Raw genomic sequence first — 16,424 nt, 5'->3', positions numbered from 1 at the left:
CTGCGCGTGCGAGTCCCTTTTGGCTGGACCCAAAAGGAACCAAAAGGTCCCTTCGCCGGACGCGATCCGCCGCGATACAGCCGCGGCGGTCCCCTGCGCTTCTCGAACGACGGGGCACGCAGCCCAAACTCGCTGCGCTCAGACACGGGCTGCTCTTCGACCCCGCCGCCCTGCGATGCTCGGCTCGCTTTACGGCTCGATTCGAGTCAAAGGCGAACAGCCAAAGCCGAAGCCGAAGCCGAAGCAAAAGCCGAAGCAAAAGCCGAAGCAAAAACCAGAGCGAAACGTCAGAGCGAAACGTCAGAGCGAAACGTCAGAGCCTAAGCTCAATTCCGGAGCGCGCGCTGAAGCGGCCGCTTACGTCGCACTGAACGCGTGCTTGAGCGCCTCGATCAACCCGCTGTTGTCGACCAGCCGCGTCATCACGATTTCCACGAAGGTTCCGATCATCAACAGGATGATCGCCGTCGCCAGCCACGCCTTGATCGGCATCGTCAACGCGAACACGTTGAGCTGCGGGGCGTAGCGGTTGACCAGGCCGAAGGACAGGTCGATGACGAGCAGAATCACCATCGCCGGCGCGGCGATCAGCAGCATCGCGGTCATCAGATAGCCGAATTGCCCGACGAACAGCGCCATCCCGCTCATTCTCAGATCCGGGAAAAAACTCATGACGGGCCAGACCGTGTAACTCGTCATCAATAGATCGAGAAACACGATGAAGGCCCCGCTGGCCATGAACAGCCACGTCGAGAACTGCGACAGGAACTCGCCGTGCAGCGAGGTCTGGTGACCCTGGATCGGATCGAAGATCTGCGCCATCGACATGCCGACCTGGGTGTCGATGATCACGCCGGCCGAGCTGATCGCCCAGAACACGATGCCGTAACAGAACCCGATCGAGATGCCGATGAAGGTTTCCTTGAGCACGATCGCGGTCCAGTGCGCGGTGCCGGCGGCTTCGATCGGCGGCGCGCCGGCCAGCGCGATCGGGATCGCAACGATCGCCAGGCTCACCATGAAGCTGTTGCGCACCATCGCCGGCACCGTTTCGGTGGTCAGCAGGGGCAGCATCATGAAAGCGCCGGCGATGCGCGGCAGCGTCAGCGCGAGGGCCAACATCGGGTTCGTGCCGAAGTCCATCAGCGTCGGACGAGGCCGGGGAAATCGATGAAGATGCGGTCGGCGAACACGTACAGCGTGCCGCCCATCAGAGAAGCCGTGACGAACAGTGTGATGACCACGGCCAGGAATTTCAGCGCATAGGGAAACGTCTGCTCCTGCAGCTGTGTCGCCGCCTGCAGGAATGCCACGACCAGACCGATCAGCGCGGCCGCGGCCACCGGCGGGCCGGACAGCAGCAGCACCAGCCACAACGCTTCCTTGGTGAACTCCAGCACGTCGCTCATGTGGTCACTCCATAGGTGAGCACGAGGCCGTGCACGAGCTTGGCCCAGCCGTCGATCAGCACGAACAGCAGCAGCTTGAACGGCAGCGAGACGGTCGTCGGCGAGAGCATCATCATGCCGAGCGCGAGCAGGATGTTGGCGACCACCAGATCGATGATCAGGAACGGCAGGAAGATCAGGAAGCCGATCTGGAACGCCGCGGTGAGCTCGCTGACGGTGAACGCCGGCACGATGACGATGAAGTCGTCAGGCGTCAGGCCATCGCGGCGCTCGGGAGGCAGCATGCGCTGCACGCTGCGCAGGAAGAACGCGCGTTCGGAATCGCTGGAGTGCTGGATCAGGAACGTGCGCAGTGGTTCCTTGCCCGCATCGATCATCGTCAGCATGCGATTGGTGTCGAAGTTGCCGCCCGCTGCGGCGGGCGCGCTGCCCGTGCCGGCACTGCCCCCGGTGATTTCTTCCGCAAGGCCGCGCGGTTGTTCAAGGGCCTCTTCTTCGCGTGGATCGTTGCTCGAGCCACCGCGCACGCTGGCGAACATCGGGTCCACACCGTCCGGCGTGCCCTGTGCCTGCGCTTCTGCCGCGAGCGCATCGGCCGCGGCCGGGCTGGTCGGCGCGGGCGCATCGGCGCCAGCCTCGCTCGCCGCGGGGGCGGACGCTGGACGCACGTCGATCGGCCGGCCTTCGCGAATCGCCTGTTGCTCGGCACGGGCTTCGATCTGGCGCATCACCGACGCCGGTGGCGGGCGTCCTTCGAGCCGCGCCTGCACCGCTTCGTTGACGTCCAGGATCACCGGGTACATCACATAGATCGACAGCACGATCGCCAGGCCGTTGATGACCACGTTCGGCGGCACCTGCTGCAGGCCGAGCGCGTTGCGCAACAGGCTCAGCACCACGACGATCTTGGTGAACGAGGTGACCATCACCGCCACGAACGGGGCCAGCGCGAGGCTGACCACCGTCACCAGGACGAGGGCGGGCGAGAACGTGCTGAAATCCATGCCTCAGCTCCAGGACAGCAGGCGGACGCCGAGCGTATCGCCAACGGCCACCAGCTCGCCCTGTCCGGCAACGCGGCCGTTGGCACGGATGGTGACGTTGGCGCCTTCGAGGTGTACCGGCAGCGCGAACACGTAGCCCGGTTGCAGGCCGGCGATGTCCGACAGGCGCAGCTCGACCTTGCCCACGTCGAACTCCACCTCGACCGGCAGTCGGCCGGACGGATCTTCGACGGCGGGCGTGTCTTCGGTCTGCGGCGTTTCGGTAGCGTCGGTCTCGCTCATGCGGGGCGTCTCCTGGTGGCGGGGGCGTTGGGTGGGCGGACCGTCGATACGCCAGCCGTCCGGTCCGGATCGGACCGGCCAGCGCAGACCGACGGCGTTGGCGTGTAGGGGTGGCATCTTGACGTGTCCCACCACGATCACGTCGCCGGGCCGCAGGCTGCGGATGTCGGCGCGTGTCAGCGGCGGGGCGGGGATCGCGATCGTCGCGACAGTCGGCAACTGGCGCCAGTGCCCCGGATCCATCGGCGGGCGCGGGTCGGCATCCGTGCGTGCGAGCAGGGCCTGCAGCCATGCGGCGGGTGCGCGCAGCGCGCCATTGACTGTGGCGCTGCCATCGGCGGGTGCGAAATCGAGTTGCAGCCAGATTGCGTCGCTCGCAGGCGCCGCGAGCGGTGCATCAGGCAGGGGCAGCAGCGACGTGCCGAGCGCTTCGCTGATCTGCACCAGCGTCGTCTCGTGCATCAGGCTCCAGGCCAGCACGCGGGCGCGACCGCGCCGGTCCTGCCAGTGCAGGCCGTCGTCATCGGTGCGCGTGGGCGAGGTGAGCTGCAGCGCGAGCCGCGTGCCGTCGGCATCGAGTTCGAACACGCCGCCCTCGATGGTCGCAAGCGCAGGCGACCGGCCACTGCGCAGCCGCAGGATGCCGGTCGGCGTGGTCCATTGCCGGGCGCGCGCATGCAGACCGCGCAGCACGTCGGCCTGCGTCGGCGAGAGCCGCGGCAGGCGCTCGCGCAACGGCGTGTGCGAGGACGCGTGCGAGAGGGACACAGGGTTCGCGTCAGCCATGGCCCAGCGCCACCTTCATCAATTCGGGGAGGGATCGCACTCCGAGTTTGCTCATCATGTTGGCCCGATGTAGTTCGACGGTCTTGATACTGATGCCGAGGATGTCGGCAATGATCTTGTTCGGTTTGCTGGCGACGACGAGATCCAGCACCTGTCGCTCGCGCGGACTCAACTTCGCGAGCGCAGCGCCCTGCGGTGAGCCCGCCTGCGTCCGTTCGCGGCGCAGCGCGTTGCGGATCGAGTCGACGATGGCATCGTCGCTGAAAGGTTTCTCGAGGAAGTTCGACGCGCCCTTGCGCATCGCCTCGACCGCCAGCGGCACATCGCCGTGGGCGGTCACGAACACCAGCGGCAGCGTGGAGCCGCGGCGCAGCAGTTCGTCCTGCAGCTGCAGCCCGCTCATCTCCGGCATGCGGATGTCAGAGACGAGACACTCGCCATCGCCGTGGCGGGTGCTGTCGAACACGGTGAGGAACGCCGCGCCGGATGCGAACGCACGCACCTCGAACCCGGCGGTCTCGAGCAGCCAGGCCGTGGAGTCGCGGAAGCCGTCGTTGTCGTCGACGAGATACACACAGATCGCGGTCACGCGTCAGATCCTCCTGTCCGGGGTCGGTAGCGTGAACCCGAACACGCTACCGCCGCCATCCCTGGCCTCGAAGAACAGACGGCCTTCGTGGTATTCGATGATCGAACGGCAGATGGCCAGGCCGATGCCCAGCCCGTCCGATTTGGTGGTGTAGAACGGCGAGAACAGCTGTTCGCTCTCGGCCTGGCTCAGGCCGGGGCCGCGATCGCAGACGCGTACTTCGACATCGCCATCCAGATTCACCCGCGCCTCGATGCGCAGGCCACGCTGCGTGGCCGGCACCTCGCGCATCGCCTCGATCGCGTTCTTGACCAGATTGAGCAGCACCTGCTCGACCATCACCCGGTCGGCATAGACCGGCGGCAGCTGCGGCGCCAGCGCCAGCTCGACGCGGAGCTGCAGGCGTTCGGCCTCCAGCCGCAGCAGTTCGAGCACGGTATCCACGATCAGCGGCAGATCCTGGGCATCGCGTCGGGGCTCGCGGGCCCGGACGAATTCGCGGACGCGCGCGATCACCGCGCTGGCGTGTTCGGCCTGGGTGCGCGCAGCCTGCAGCGCACGCTCGACTTGCACCGGGCCGCCGGCCTGGTCGACCAGGCGCAGGCTGCCGTTGAGGTAGTTCACGATCGCCGCGAGCGGTTGGTTGAGTTCGTGCGCCAACGTGGCCGCCATCTCGCCGACCGACATCATGCGCGAGGTGAACAACAGTTTTTCCTGCTGCGTCTTGTGCGAATCCAGGGTCTCGATGCGCTCGCTGATGTCGACTGCGGTCAGCAGCGACAGCGCGCGCCCACCGCAGTCGAGGTCGCGCCAGTGCAGCGCATACCAACGCCCGCTGCCGGGCGCGCGCACTTCCTCGCCGCGTGCCTCGCCGGTGACTTCGCCATACAGCGTCGCCAGCAGCGCATCGCGCTGGGCGTGGCCGGGCAGAGTGCCGAGATCGCCTTCGAAGCGGCAGTTGGCGGCCACCTGCGCGCCGGTGCCGCGGTCGAATGCGGCGCAGGCGAAAGGGACGGCTTCGAGGACTTCGGTCAGCGCCTTCGCGCCATCCTCGACGTCCGCGGCAGCGGCGCGCGCCGGGGCCGCGCGACGGGTTCCGGTCGGCGGCGTCATGCGATGCGCGACATCGTTTGACTGCTAACGTGACGGCGCACCAGCAGGGTGCCCCTTCCGCGAGAACCCATGATCCGCGTTGCCCGCTTCCGCTCCGCCCTCATCGCCCCCGCCATGCTGCTGGCCGCGTCCGCGCAGGCGGCGACGCCACCGGCACGTACGCCGAGCGATTCGTTCGTCGGGGAGTTGCTCGCCATCGTGATTCCACTCGTTCTGATCATCGCGGGCCTGCTGTTCCTGCTCCGGGTGGTACGACGGCGGTACGGATTGTCGGGCACGGATGCCCCGTTGACGGTGCTGCAGATCCTGCCTGTGGGACCGCGGGAGCGCGTGGTGCTGGTCAAGTCTCGCGCCGGCCGGGTGTTTGCGATTGGCGTGGGGGCTCAATCTGTGACGTTCATTACAGATCTGGATGCCGACGATCTGGAATCCCCCGCACCAGCGGCGTCCGTGGCCACTTCGCATTCACTGTCCAATATCGATGCAGATCGTTAAGTCACTGTGATGCTTGAGTTTTTCTGGCGCGACACGTCTGCGGTAAGCGTTTTCACGCTGAGTCCACAGTTCGACTGGAACCTCCTTGCAACATCCAATTGATCTGTCGATAACATAGACCGACTATCGTACAAGGGCACAATGTGACGCACGAGGGCAGGGGCTTATGCGGCGAATGGACACCAGAGTGTGTGGAACAGTCGTTTCCGGCGTGGGCTTCGGCGCGCGCGCTGGTGACGTGGTGATGCCGTTCCAGGCGCTCATGGCGGTGGTCCAGTGAAGGCCTTCTTCGCCACCCTGACCGGCGCCCCCGCCGGCGCTGCGCCCCGCGGCAAGTTGGGCTACAGCGACATCATCCTGGCCTTCGCGGCGGTCACGATCATCAGCGTGATGATCCTGCCGCTGCCGCTGGTGATCATCGACACCCTGGTCGCGGTGAACATCTCGATCGGCTTCGGTCTGTTGCTGCTGGGCATCTATATCCCCACGCCCGTCGCGTTCTCGAGCTTCCCCAGCGTGCTGCTGCTGACCACGCTGTTCCGGCTGTCGATCTCGATCGCGATTACACGCTCGATCCTGCTGCACGCCGAAGGCGGCCACATCGTCGAGACCTTCGGCACGCTGGTGGCCGGTGGCAATCTGGTCGTCGGTATGGTGGTGTTCCTGATCATCACCGTCGTCCAGTTCATCGTCATCGCCAAGGGTGCAGAACGCGTGGCTGAAGTCGCCGCCCGCTTCACCCTGGATGCGATGCCCGGCAAGCAGTTGTCGATCGATTCGGACCTGCGCGCGGGTCTGATCGACAAGGATGAGGCGCGTCGCAAGCGCCGTCTGCTGGAGACCGAGAGCCAACTGCACGGCTCGCTCGACGGCGCCATGAAGTTCGTCAAGGGCGATGCCATCGCCGGCATCGTCATCATCCTGATCAACCTGCTCGGTGGTCTGGCCATCGGCGTGCTGCAGCGCGGCATGCCCTTGGCCGAAGCGACGCATGTCTACAGCATCCTGACGATCGGCGACGGGCTGGTGTCGCAGATTCCGGCCATCCTGGCGACGATCGCCGCCGGTCTGGTGGTCACGCGCACCACAGGCGAGATTGACGATCGTCACCTGGGGGATGCGATTACCCGGCAGGTGTCGAACCAACCGCGCGTGGTCCTGATCACCGGCATCCTCGCGCTGCTGATGACGCTTGTACCGGGCTTTCCGTGGCCGGTGTTCCTGGTCCTCGGCGTGGGTCTGCTGACCTTCAGCGCCTACCACTATCGCTACCAGTTCGAACTGCTGCGTCGCCTGTTCCGCGTGACCGATGAGGAAGTGCTGGCCGACGTGCACGCCTCCGTCGATCACGATGACCTGGCGCCGCCTGCGCCGCTGCAGCTGCAGGTCTCGCCGCTGCTGGCGCAGTCGATGGGTGCGCACAATCTCGAAGCGCGCGCGGTCGATATCGCCCAGCGCCTGCGCGAGGAATACGGCGTGCCGGTGCCGGTGCCGTCGTTGCGCATCGTGTCGACATTTGGCGAGGACGAATACCGGCTGACCGCGTTCGGCGCGCGTATCGCGACCGGTCGCCTGCGCAGCGATGCGGTGCTACAGCCGCAGGCGGCCACCGCGACGAATGCGAACAAGCTGCCCGGCTTCTATCCCGCCGTCATTGCAGGTGACTGGGTGCAGAGTGGCGAAGGCACCCAGCCGCCGCTCGAGGTGTTGGGTGCGCACATGACCGCGGCGATCCGTCGGCGCATGGGCGGTTTCCTCGGCATCCAGGAAACCTCGAACCTGTTCGCGAAGATGCAGCGCGACTATCCGGATCTGGTCAAGGAAATGCTGCGCGTCGTTGCGCCACAGCGCGTGGCTGATGTACTGCGTCGCCTGTCGGAAGAAGGCGTGCCGGTGCGCAATCTGCGCGATGCGTTCGAAGCGATCACCGATGTCGGCGGCCGCGAGAAGGACGTGGTGCTGTTGACCGAATACGTGCGCGTTGCGCTCAAGCGCGAGATCGCGGATCGCTATTCAGATCATGAGCGCACGCTCCATGTACTGTTGATCCATCCGGAACTCGAGGACAAGTTGCGGCAATCGGTCCGCGTGGCGGGCGGTGCCAGCCAGCTTGCGATCTCGCCGGAACTGGCCGGTCGTCTCGGCAACGAGGTGCGTGCGCACCTGGGCCGTCAGGCGGCAGGCGTCAAGCCGGTGCTGCTGTGCTCATTAGATGTGCGCCGGCATCTGCGCAAGCTCATGGAGGTCGATTTCTTCGATCTGCCTGTGCTGTCTTACCAGGAACTCGCACCGGACCTGCGCATCGTGCAGGCGGGCCAGATCAATGCATGACCTCACCACATCATTACGGGGCGTGCGCGCCGTCTTCGCCGGAGTTCCGGCGGCAGGTGCCGTGCAGGCGATGAGAGGACTGACATGACCGAACACACCGAAATCCAGTCGAACAACGTGCTGCGCATCGTCGATGGCCTGCATGCAGGTGCCAGCCGCGTGCTGGCCGACGAAGAGATGATCCTCGTCGGCAGCGGCGAGGACTGCGACATCGTGCTGGCCGACGATGCCGTCGCCGCGCATCACGCATTGATCAGTCTCGTGGGTGGCCGCTTCCTCGTTCGCGCGCTGGACGCGCCGGTGAAAGTCGGCGCCCAGGACATCCATCCCGGCGATCCGGTCGAACTGTCCGCCGTGCAGCAGGTGCGGATCGGCGAAGCGGTGATCGCATTCGGCCGCGAGAACGATCCGGCGTGGGACGAGTTCGTCACCGTATTCGCGCCGAACGATGAGGCGCAGGCGCCGCGCAGCGGCTTCGTGCGCAAGCTTCCGTGGATCGGCGGCATCGCGGCGCTGTCGCTCGCGTCGCTCGCGATCTTCGCGGCCGTGTTGCCTGCGCCCGATCAAGGGCCGGACCAGCGCGAACGTCTGGCCACGTTGCTGCAGGAACATCGCGTCGCCAATGTGCAGATCACCGACGGCGCCAAGGGCGGCGCGAACGTGACCGGTGCGGTCGACGACACTGCAACGCTCGAGCGTCTGCGCAATCAGGTGCGCGCCGAGAACATCGACGCGACCTTGCAGATCCGCACCGGTGAGCACATCGCAGGCGATGTCGCCGAGATGTTCCGCGGCCAGTCGATTCCGGTGCAGGCGCGGTATGTCGGCAATGGCGATGTCGAGGTGGTCGGTGACTTCAAGGACGGCGCGGAGATCGAGCGTCTCGCGCAGTCGCGTGCGATCGCCGACATCCCGGGGGTGCAGCGCATCCTGCCGCGCACGCCGACCGGTCTGCTGTCGCAGGGCGAGGCCGAACAGCCGCAGGCGCCGCCGGAGGCGCACATCGTGCAGATCGTGCGCGGTGAGAATCCGCATCTGCTGTCGTCCGAGGGCCAGCGCTTCGTCACCGGCGAGATGATTCCCGGCAAGGGCAAGCTGATTTCGATCGGCGAGTTCGCCCACGTGCTCGGCGCCGATGGCCAGCTGACCAAGGTCATCCCGGGCCCGCCGCCGTCACCCGAAGACGCCGCGCAGACCGCTACCGCGAATGCGGGCGGCGAGGGCACGGACGCCGGTGATCCCCGTTTCGCGTCGGTGGTCGCCAATGTCAGTTCCGGTATCCGTGTCGCACAGGCACCGACCGCCGATCCAGGGCGCGCACCCGCGTCGTCGAATCACTGAAGTCGTACACAGTTCGAACTCAATTCAACGTTGTATCCACTTTCAGACCGTCGCAAGGAGTACTTCCATGACCACGATTTCCAATGACCAGATCGGCAGCTTCATCGGCCGCGCTTCGATGCAGGGTGACAACGGCGTTCGCAAGGGCGGCGGCGGTGCAAGCTCGTCGAGCTGGTATGAAGCCATGTCCCGCGCGTGGGGCCAGACCCTCGACCAGCAGGCGACCAAGATCACCAATCTCTCCGATGTCATCGGCCAAGGCGGCGACCAGCCGTCGAACGTGGTCCAGCTGACCGCCGAGAGCCTGCGCATGCAGTTCCTGTCCAACAACGCATCGACCTCGCAGAACAGCGTGGGCCAGGCGCTCGAAACGCTGGGCCGCAAGCAGTAAGCGACTCCCGCAAACAACAGCAGCAAGGAGAAGATCATGGTCGACGCGATCCAGGCCGTTGGGCTCGAAGCCGCGGCACAGGGAGCATCGGGTGCCGGCGCCAACCAGCCGGTGGCCGCCGCGTACGAGGTCGGACAGTTCGCACAGGCGATGGACCGCGCAGGCACGAGTTCTGCAGCGTCTGCCAACGCCACGCAGGGTGTCGCCAGCACGGGTGCATCGGAGCCTTCCGAAGGCATGCGCATGGTGATGTCGGCGATGGACAACCTCAACGGTGGCGCCGCGAGCATCCAGGACCTCGCCAAGACGATGACCCAGAACTCCGGTGAACTCACGCCGGGCCAGGTCATCGAAATGACGATGAAATCGCACCACTTCCTGTTCCAGTGCGAAATGACCTCGAACGTCGCGAACCGGACGTCCGACGGCATCTCGCAGCTGTTCCGCCAGCAGTCCTGATCGAGAGGTGACCGGCATGCGCGATTCACAACCCTGCGTAACCAAACGATGGTCCGCGTGGATGGGCATGCTGCTCGCCTGCCTGTTGCTCGCCGGGTGCGGTGGCACCGCGCTTTACAGCGCCGTCGACGAGCGCCAGGCCAACGAGATGATGGGCGCGCTCATCGGCTCAGGCATCCAGGCGCAGAAGAAGCCGTCCGCAACCAAGGTGGGTTGGGACGTCTTCGTCTCCGAGGGCGACATTCCGCAGGCGATGGCGATACTCGGTTCGCGCGGGCTGCCGCGGGAGAACTACCAGAACCTCGGCGACATCTTCAAGAAAGAGGGCTTCGCATCGTCGGCGACCGACGAGCGTGGGCGATATCTGCATGCGTTGCAGCAGGAGATCACGCAGACGTTGACGATGCTGCCGGGTGTCGCGCAGGCGCGTGTGCATCTCGCACTGCCCGAGCGTGATCCGCTCGGCGGTTCGAACGGCAAAACGTCTGCGGCGGTGTGGATCTTCGAACAGCCGGGAGCCAACGTCCGTGACCGCGAGGCCGACATCAAGATCGTGGTCAAGGATGGCGTCGAAGGCCTGACCGACATCAATCAGGTCTCGGTGAAATTCGTGTCGATGCCGGCCCCGCCTGAAGCCGCGTCGTCGAGCGGCACCGCGATGGCGTTGTCGGCCGTGAGCCCGATGGCGATCGTGATCGCGGCGCTGGTCGTCGCCTTGCTGGCCGTCGCGTTCGCATTTGCCGGCCGCCTGAAGGCTCGCAAGCCCGCGACTGCGGAGAAGGCTCCGCCGGCACGCTGGCAGGGCTGATCCATGTCGCTGGATGCGCTGCTCGCCGGGGTCGATCCGCATTGGCATGGTGCCGGCGAGGACGATATGGATGACGCGCTGCTGCAGCGCGCCAGAGCCAGCCGTCTGGGGCGCCGGCTGTTGGCCGGATGCTTGGCGGAAGGTTTTGCCGCGCATCTGCTGGCCCCGTCGCCCGATGGGTGTTCCGCGCTTGTCGCGCGCTGGCCGCGCGCGCGACTGGATGCGCTGCATCGCGATCTCGGGGTCTTGGCGTACGCGCCAGCGATCCGTGCGGAAGTCGGACGTGATGCGGTGAAGCGCATCAAGGCCGTGTTGGCCAGCAGCTATCTGCTGGCACTGGATCGCAGCGTGTGGGACGCAAAAGTCGATGCATCGCTGCAGGCCAGCCTCGCGTCCACGTTGGCTGCGTCCCTGGCGAGTGGTGATGCATTCGGTCCACGCCTGTTCGAGACGCTGGAGCTGCAGGGGCGCGCCGAGTTGCAGGCCTGGGCGCGGCAACGCGAGCCGGCGTTCGCCGACTGGGCGCAGCTGGTGTATCCGCCAGGCGAACTTCCCAACGCGCATCTGCCGGAGAAGCCGCTGCTCGTCGTCCATACCCATCATCAGAATCGCGCCGTCGCGGCCTGATCCATTCCTCATTCCGGAGCCTGCATGCCGACCCCCGACGCCGCATCCGTTTCTCCGACCCGACGCGCGCCAGGCGCTGCCGTGGTGTTCGAACGTCGCGAGTTCCGCCGCGGCGTGTCCGCGCCGATCGTGCGCGCTGCGGAGTGGCAGTCGCTGTCCGAGCTCGACACGTTGCTGGCGCGGGTCAACGCGCTCTATGACGACGCGCAGGCGGATGTGCAGAAAGCACGCGAGCAGGGCTACGCAGAAGGATTCGCGGAAGGCCTGGAGCGCGTGAAGCAGCAGATGACCGAACAGCTCGCCTCGCTCAACGAGCGTCGTGCGCGCGTGCTGGGCGATGCGGTCGGCCGTATCGGCGATCTCGCCTGCGCGATCGTGACGCGTATCGCGCCCGATTTCGATGCCGCCAAGGTGGTGCCTGCGCTGGTCATGCGCGCGGTCGAATCCGCTCAGGCCGAACAGTTTCTGATGATCCGCGTTCACCCCGATGCGCGTGCCGGCGTGGAGCTGGGTCTCGGCGCCGTGCGCCAGGCACATCCGGGCGTCGGCGTGATCGAGCTGGTTGATGACGAAAGCCTGGATCCGCTGAGCTGCGTGGTGGTCTCGGAAGCCGGTGAAGTGCGCGCGGGCGTCAGTCAGCAGATCGAGGCGATCCGGACGGCGCTGGCGCAGGCGAGCGCGGCGGCGAGCGCATGAATCCCGGGCCGACCCTGTCCCTGCTCGACGATCTCGGCGCCGGCGCGGTGGCCAGCGATCCGCTGCTGCATGCGCTCGGCCAGGTCCAGGCGATCGAGCGTGTGGGTCGCGTCAGCGAAGCCTACGGCACGCTGATCAAGGCGACCGGTCTGCGCGCGGCCATCGGCGAACTCTGTTATCTGCGCAATCCCGGTAACAGCGAGTTCGAGCTGGCCGCCGAAGTGGTCGGCGTCGCGCGCCAGCACACACTGTTGACGCCGCTCGGCCCGCTGGATGGCATCGCGTCGACCACCGAGGTCTATGCGACCGGCAAGCAGGCCTCGGTCGGCGTTGGCGATGGCCTGCTGGGACGCGTGCTCGATGCGCATGGCTTGCCGATCGACGGCAAGGGCTCGCTGGGCGCGACCGTCGACGGACCGATCTACGCCGCATCCCCCAACCCGTTGTCGCGCAAGCTCATCGACCGTCCGTTCTCGACCGGCGTGCGCGCGATCGATGCGGTGATGACAGCGGGCGAAGGACAGCGCATCGGCATCTTCGCCGTCGCCGGCGGCGGCAAGAGCACCTTGCTGGGCATGCTGGCGCGCGGCGGCGACGCCGACATCAATGTCATCGTGCTGGTCGGCGAGCGCGGCCGAGAGGTCAACGAGTTCATCAGCGACAACCTCGGCGCCGAAGGGCTCGCGAAGTCGGTGGTCGTCGTCGCCACGTCCGACCGCCCGGCGCTCGAGCGCAGCCGCGCCGCGTGGGTGGGTACCGCAATTGCCGAACATTTCCGCGATAAGGGCAAGCGCGTGCTGCTGCTGGTCGACTCGGTCACGCGTTTCGCGCGCGCGCTGCGCGACGTGGGTCTGGCGATCGGCGAGCCGCCGGCACGTCGCGGTTTTCCGCCGTCGGTCTTCAGCGAGATGCCGAAGCTGTTCGAACGCGCGGGCAACAACGACAAGGGTTCGATCACCGCGTTCTATACCGTGCTGGCCGAAGACGAGGACGGCGGCGATCCGATCGTCGAGGAAGTGCGTTCGATCCTCGATGGCCACATCGTGTTGTCGCGCAAGCTCGCCGCCGCGTACCACTACCCGGCGATCGACGTGCTGACCAGTCTCAGCCGTACGATGCCGCGCGTGGTCGACACACCGCACCTGCGCGCCGCCGGACAGCTGCGCAAGTATCTGGCCAAGCACCAGGATATCGAGCTGCTGCTGCAGCTGGGTGAGTACAAGCGCGGGACCGATCCTGACGCCGATATCGCGATCGAGAAGATCGGTCCGATCCGCGCCCTGCTGCAGCAGTCCGAGCACGAACTCGTGCCGTTCGATACGTCGTCCGGCGCGCTGCGGAAGCTGTTCGGATGAAACGCTATCCGCTGCAGACCTTGCTGCAACTGCGCGAGCATCGCACCGAGGCCGCGCGCATGCTGGTGCTGGAACAACAGCGCGCGCTGCAGCAATGCATCGACGCCTGCACGCGTGTGCAGGGCGAACTGACAGGCCTGGAGCGCGACCGCAGTGGGCATCGCGCGCGTCTGCTCGATCCGCCACCGTCCGGCGTGCCGTGGCCAGCCGCGCTGACGCAGCGCGAGGCACACATCGACCTGCTCGGTGAGCAGATCGTCGGTGCGCAGCAACGGTTGTCGAAAGCACAGGACGCCGTGCGACAGGCCGAGACAGTACTGCAGGAGGCGCGCGATGCGTTCTTCCGCGCCAAGGGTCGGCAGGACGCACTGGAGAAGCGCCGCGACCTGTGGAAACGCGAACAGCGCGGGCTGTTCGAACGGCAGGAAGAGGCGACCAACGAAGACCTGATGCAGGCGCGCTACATGGCAGCGCGGCAGCAGTAGACACCGATACCAGGAGACGACGATGAGCGTACAGCGCAACGATTCCGCTTCCAGGCCGCCGGACCAGGCCGCGCGCAACCGTCAGGTCGACCGCGAAGCCAAGGCGGATGCCAAAGACACGCCACCGCGCGAACGCGTCGACCAGTTCCGCTCGATGATGGAGCAGGCACGCGGCAATATGACCGGTCTCCAGGGCGAAGCCGAATTGGCCAGCGGAATGCCGCAGGGAGAAGGTGAGTTGCAGGAAGGCGAGATGGCGGAGCTTGCGAGTCAGCAAGAAGCATTCAAGTCTCGGCAATCGTTGTCCGACGTGGTCGATGCACGCACGTTCCGCCAGCAGCACGAGCACGGGCTCGGCTCGCAGCATGCGCAGGGTATGGAGTCCGCCGCGATGTTGCAGGCGCAGATGGCGATGCGCGACGGTGCATCCGTGGCTGCGCCTGCCGCGGCAGCGTCCAACGCAGGCCAGCTGTTCGACATGATGGAAAAGCACGTGCGGCAGATGGCGGTGCACGATGCGCGCGATCCGGGCGGCGACGGACAGGTGCTGCTGCGGATGTCGGATGCCACGTTGCCCGGCACAGATCTACTGTTGAGCAAGAGCGCCGATGGCTGGGTGCTGCGCGCCGACAGCCGCTCGCGCGAGAGCTTCGATGCGATCCGCGAGGCAGGCCCGCAGCTGGCCAAACGGTTCGCCGAACAGAATCTCGGCACCTTGACGATCGAGCCGCACTACCACGGTTGAAGATTGATTGCCCCGCGCGTACCTCGATGCGACGCGGTGAGTTGCGTGATCGTAGTGCGCTTCAGTCCCGGGCGCGTTCCGCATCCTCTGGGACCGCACGACGCGGCCGTAGGCCATGCCAATCTTCCCGGGCAATGCGGAAGCGGCGCGCCGGATTGCCGAACTGTTCGCCCGATGCGATCTCGGCGAATCCCAGGCGCAGCAACAACGGCGGTACCGATCGGTTCTCCGGCGCGCACTGCGCGATCAGCGCGGGCAGTTGCAGCGTCCCGAATGCGTGCGTGCACAAGGCCGCACCGCCTTCGATCGCATAGCCGCGGCCCCAGGCTGATGGCAGCAGCCGCACGCCGATTGCGACGTCGCCTGCATCGCCACTGGGCGTCAGCGAGAACAGTCCGATAAAGCGATCGTTGCGATCGCTGGTATGCCACAGGCCGAGGCCCGGTCGCTCGCGGTAGAGCTTATTGGCCCACACCACAAGCCCCAGCGCATCTGCCAGCGTGTCGACCGGACTGTCCAACAGCAGCCGGGTCACACGTTCCTCTCGACCCAATTGCAGCAAGTCGAGTGCATGCTGGAAACCGAAACCACGCAGGCGAAGGCGACGCGTCTGCAACTGCAGTTCGACCGGATAATCGCGCCCCTTCGGAAAGTCGTCTCTGCCAACGGGCGGCAGGCCGGCCGTTGGGACTTGCGCAGTGGGCGTGTCAGAGAGCTTCGTCATGCGATTTGTTATACCGCGCCGCGCGCAAGGGCGTGCGCCGCGACAGGGCCGCGCGTCCGCGAACTAGGGGCGACCCTATATGGGGTACGACCTAGCTGTAAGACCTTGAACATGAACGCAGACTAGGCATGTCGTCGCGATAGATACGTTCCGGATGACGGTCTACCCGCGCAAGTTTTCAGCTTCATTTTTCCATCATCCCAAGTAGAAGGAGTTCCATCATGTCCAGCGATATCTTCTCCGGTATTGGTTCCCTGATTGGTACGGCGTTCGGCGGCCCCCTGGGCGGCATGATCGGCAACTTGCTCGGCGATATGGTCGGCCAGCTGTTCAATTCGGCGCTGGATGGCGCAATGTCCGCGCTTGGCCTGCCGCAGTCCGCACAGGACGCGATCGGCGAGGGCTTCAAGGGCGGCTTCAACTTCAACTTCGGCGGCAAGTAAGCGATGCAGCACGACCAGCAAGCGCAGCGACAGGCCTGGATCGAAGGCCTGGCCCAACTGCGTGAGCAGGGCGCGTTGGATGCTGACGACGAGAACCGGCTGATCCGGCATATGGATGAGCGCCTGGATGCAGTGCAACAGGAGCTCGCTGGACTCGTGCCGGAGTACGAACAACGCGTCGAGCGTGAGGGCAGGGAGGCCGCAGACGCCTGGATCGGTGCGCAAGCGCGTGTGATGGGTGAGCGTGAGGGTGCCGATGCCCAGCGCATCGTGGACTCGCTGTCGGGCTCCCGGGCGATCGACTAGAAGGCGTGGAGTCGTACGTGAAACGGCTGTTCCCG

At 66.1% G+C, this 16,424-nt stretch carries 20 protein-coding genes; 13 read left to right on the top strand and 7 right to left on the bottom strand.

Annotation, left to right across the window (positions count from 1 at the left end):
* Positions 1 to 357 precede the first annotated feature (357 nt).
* Genes sctT through ACZ9YD_RS12885 form a run of 6 tightly spaced genes read right to left on the bottom strand, consistent with a single transcriptional unit; the run spans position 358 to position 5,183 of the window.
* Positions 358 to 1,143, bottom strand: coding sequence for a type III secretion system export apparatus subunit SctT (gene sctT / locus ACZ9YD_RS12910; RefSeq protein WP_465075652.1), 786 nt, complete (start codon positions 1,141 to 1,143; stop codon positions 358 to 360).
* A complete protein-coding gene (gene sctS / locus ACZ9YD_RS12905) occupies positions 1,143 to 1,409 on the bottom strand; it encodes a type III secretion system export apparatus subunit SctS (RefSeq protein ID WP_232117257.1) in 267 nt (88 codons plus the stop codon). The genes sctT and sctS overlap by 1 nt, the downstream gene beginning before the upstream one ends.
* Positions 1,406 to 2,413, bottom strand: coding sequence for an EscR/YscR/HrcR family type III secretion system export apparatus protein (locus tag ACZ9YD_RS12900; RefSeq protein WP_465075651.1), 1,008 nt, complete (start codon positions 2,411 to 2,413; stop codon positions 1,406 to 1,408). The genes sctS and ACZ9YD_RS12900 overlap by 4 nt, the downstream gene beginning before the upstream one ends.
* 3 nt (positions 2,414 to 2,416) lie before the next feature.
* On the bottom strand, positions 2,417 to 3,481 hold the full coding sequence (gene sctQ / locus ACZ9YD_RS12895) for a type III secretion system cytoplasmic ring protein SctQ (RefSeq protein ID WP_465075650.1): 1,065 nt from the start codon (positions 3,479 to 3,481) through the stop codon (positions 2,417 to 2,419).
* A complete protein-coding gene (locus ACZ9YD_RS12890; protein WP_465075649.1) occupies positions 3,474 to 4,070 on the bottom strand; it encodes a response regulator transcription factor in 597 nt (198 codons plus the stop codon). Before ACZ9YD_RS12890 ends, sctQ begins: the two co-directional genes overlap by 8 nt.
* A 3-nt stretch (positions 4,071 to 4,073) precedes the next feature.
* On the bottom strand, positions 4,074 to 5,183 hold the full coding sequence (locus tag ACZ9YD_RS12885; protein WP_465075648.1) for a sensor histidine kinase: 1,110 nt from the start codon (positions 5,181 to 5,183) through the stop codon (positions 4,074 to 4,076).
* A gap of 69 nt (positions 5,184 to 5,252) precedes the next feature.
* On the opposite strand from ACZ9YD_RS12885, the gene ACZ9YD_RS12880 reads away from it, so the two are divergent.
* From ACZ9YD_RS12880 to ACZ9YD_RS12830, 11 genes are all read left to right on the top strand, one after another.
* Complete coding sequence (locus tag ACZ9YD_RS12880) at positions 5,253 to 5,678, top strand: FliO/MopB family protein (RefSeq protein ID WP_465075647.1); 426 nt, start codon at positions 5,253 to 5,255, stop codon at positions 5,676 to 5,678.
* A gap of 276 nt (positions 5,679 to 5,954) precedes the next feature.
* On the top strand, positions 5,955 to 8,009 hold the full coding sequence (gene sctV / locus ACZ9YD_RS12875; protein ID WP_465075645.1) for a type III secretion system export apparatus subunit SctV: 2,055 nt from the start codon (positions 5,955 to 5,957) through the stop codon (positions 8,007 to 8,009).
* Between the two features lie 84 nt (positions 8,010 to 8,093).
* Entirely contained in the window at positions 8,094 to 9,350 is a 1,257-nt protein-coding gene (locus tag ACZ9YD_RS12870; protein ID WP_465075644.1) for an FHA domain-containing protein, read from the top strand.
* Between the two features lie 67 nt (positions 9,351 to 9,417).
* Positions 9,418 to 9,741, top strand: coding sequence for a hypothetical protein (locus tag ACZ9YD_RS12865; protein ID WP_332077946.1), 324 nt, complete (start codon positions 9,418 to 9,420; stop codon positions 9,739 to 9,741).
* A gap of 36 nt (positions 9,742 to 9,777) precedes the next feature.
* Positions 9,778 to 10,200 (top strand): hypothetical protein, encoded by a 423-nt coding sequence (locus tag ACZ9YD_RS12860; protein WP_465075643.1) that lies wholly within the window; start codon positions 9,778 to 9,780, stop codon positions 10,198 to 10,200.
* Positions 10,201 to 10,216: 16 nt separating this feature from the next.
* A complete protein-coding gene (locus tag ACZ9YD_RS12855) occupies positions 10,217 to 11,008 on the top strand; it encodes a hypothetical protein (RefSeq protein ID WP_465075642.1) in 792 nt (263 codons plus the stop codon).
* Positions 11,009 to 11,011: 3 nt separating this feature from the next.
* Positions 11,012 to 11,635, top strand: a complete 624-nt coding sequence (locus tag ACZ9YD_RS12850) for a hypothetical protein (RefSeq protein ID WP_465075641.1) — start codon at positions 11,012 to 11,014, stop codon at positions 11,633 to 11,635.
* A 24-nt stretch (positions 11,636 to 11,659) separates the two neighbouring features.
* A complete protein-coding gene (locus tag ACZ9YD_RS12845; protein WP_465075640.1) occupies positions 11,660 to 12,331 on the top strand; it encodes a FliH/SctL family protein in 672 nt (223 codons plus the stop codon).
* Positions 12,328 to 13,686, top strand: a complete 1,359-nt coding sequence (locus tag ACZ9YD_RS12840; RefSeq protein WP_465075639.1) for a FliI/YscN family ATPase — start codon at positions 12,328 to 12,330, stop codon at positions 13,684 to 13,686. The genes ACZ9YD_RS12845 and ACZ9YD_RS12840 overlap by 4 nt, the downstream gene beginning before the upstream one ends.
* Positions 13,683 to 14,171, top strand: coding sequence for a hypothetical protein (locus ACZ9YD_RS12835; protein WP_465075638.1), 489 nt, complete (start codon positions 13,683 to 13,685; stop codon positions 14,169 to 14,171). Before ACZ9YD_RS12840 ends, ACZ9YD_RS12835 begins: the two co-directional genes overlap by 4 nt.
* 22 nt (positions 14,172 to 14,193) lie before the next feature.
* Complete coding sequence (locus tag ACZ9YD_RS12830; RefSeq protein ID WP_465075637.1) at positions 14,194 to 14,916, top strand: hypothetical protein; 723 nt, start codon at positions 14,194 to 14,196, stop codon at positions 14,914 to 14,916.
* A gap of 61 nt (positions 14,917 to 14,977) precedes the next feature.
* Here ACZ9YD_RS12830 and ACZ9YD_RS12825 read toward each other — a convergent pair whose 3' ends face one another.
* Positions 14,978 to 15,640 (bottom strand): GNAT family N-acetyltransferase, encoded by a 663-nt coding sequence (locus tag ACZ9YD_RS12825; protein ID WP_465075636.1) that lies wholly within the window; start codon positions 15,638 to 15,640, stop codon positions 14,978 to 14,980.
* A 221-nt stretch (positions 15,641 to 15,861) separates the two neighbouring features.
* Between ACZ9YD_RS12825 and ACZ9YD_RS12820 the strand changes: the two genes are divergently transcribed.
* Together ACZ9YD_RS12820 and ACZ9YD_RS12815 are read left to right on the top strand one after the other, a co-directional pair.
* Entirely contained in the window at positions 15,862 to 16,083 is a 222-nt protein-coding gene (locus ACZ9YD_RS12820; RefSeq protein WP_465075635.1) for a hypothetical protein, read from the top strand.
* Positions 16,084 to 16,086: 3 nt separating this feature from the next.
* Complete coding sequence (locus tag ACZ9YD_RS12815; RefSeq protein WP_465075633.1) at positions 16,087 to 16,389, top strand: hypothetical protein; 303 nt, start codon at positions 16,087 to 16,089, stop codon at positions 16,387 to 16,389.
* Positions 16,390 to 16,424 lie beyond the last annotated feature (35 nt).

Source organism: Luteimonas sp. AC640a, assembly GCF_979256585.1.
This window is presented reverse-complemented; position numbering and strand designations above follow the sequence as displayed.

Coding starts and splice junctions, on each gene's coding strand:
- sctT (WP_465075652.1), bottom strand. CDS start 1,143: ATGGACTTCGGCACGAACCCGATGTTGGCCCTCGCGCTGACGCTGCCG.
- sctS (WP_232117257.1), bottom strand. CDS start 1,409: ATGAGCGACGTGCTGGAGTTCACCAAGGAAGCGTTGTGGCTGGTGCTG.
- ACZ9YD_RS12900 (WP_465075651.1), bottom strand. CDS start 2,413: ATGGATTTCAGCACGTTCTCGCCCGCCCTCGTCCTGGTGACGGTGGTC.
- sctQ (WP_465075650.1), bottom strand. CDS start 3,481: ATGGCTGACGCGAACCCTGTGTCCCTCTCGCACGCGTCCTCGCACACG.
- ACZ9YD_RS12885 (WP_465075648.1), bottom strand. CDS start 5,183: ATGACGCCGCCGACCGGAACCCGTCGCGCGGCCCCGGCGCGCGCCGCT.
- ACZ9YD_RS12880 (WP_465075647.1), top strand. CDS start 5,253: ATGATCCGCGTTGCCCGCTTCCGCTCCGCCCTCATCGCCCCCGCCATG.
- ACZ9YD_RS12870 (WP_465075644.1), top strand. CDS start 8,094: ATGACCGAACACACCGAAATCCAGTCGAACAACGTGCTGCGCATCGTC.
- ACZ9YD_RS12865 (WP_332077946.1), top strand. CDS start 9,418: ATGACCACGATTTCCAATGACCAGATCGGCAGCTTCATCGGCCGCGCT.
- ACZ9YD_RS12860 (WP_465075643.1), top strand. CDS start 9,778: ATGGTCGACGCGATCCAGGCCGTTGGGCTCGAAGCCGCGGCACAGGGA.
- ACZ9YD_RS12855 (WP_465075642.1), top strand. CDS start 10,217: ATGCGCGATTCACAACCCTGCGTAACCAAACGATGGTCCGCGTGGATG.
- ACZ9YD_RS12850 (WP_465075641.1), top strand. CDS start 11,012: ATGTCGCTGGATGCGCTGCTCGCCGGGGTCGATCCGCATTGGCATGGT.
- ACZ9YD_RS12845 (WP_465075640.1), top strand. CDS start 11,660: ATGCCGACCCCCGACGCCGCATCCGTTTCTCCGACCCGACGCGCGCCA.
- ACZ9YD_RS12840 (WP_465075639.1), top strand. CDS start 12,328: ATGAATCCCGGGCCGACCCTGTCCCTGCTCGACGATCTCGGCGCCGGC.
- ACZ9YD_RS12835 (WP_465075638.1), top strand. CDS start 13,683: ATGAAACGCTATCCGCTGCAGACCTTGCTGCAACTGCGCGAGCATCGC.
- ACZ9YD_RS12830 (WP_465075637.1), top strand. CDS start 14,194: ATGAGCGTACAGCGCAACGATTCCGCTTCCAGGCCGCCGGACCAGGCC.
- ACZ9YD_RS12825 (WP_465075636.1), bottom strand. CDS start 15,640: ATGACGAAGCTCTCTGACACGCCCACTGCGCAAGTCCCAACGGCCGGC.
- ACZ9YD_RS12820 (WP_465075635.1), top strand. CDS start 15,862: ATGTCCAGCGATATCTTCTCCGGTATTGGTTCCCTGATTGGTACGGCG.
- ACZ9YD_RS12815 (WP_465075633.1), top strand. CDS start 16,087: ATGCAGCACGACCAGCAAGCGCAGCGACAGGCCTGGATCGAAGGCCTG.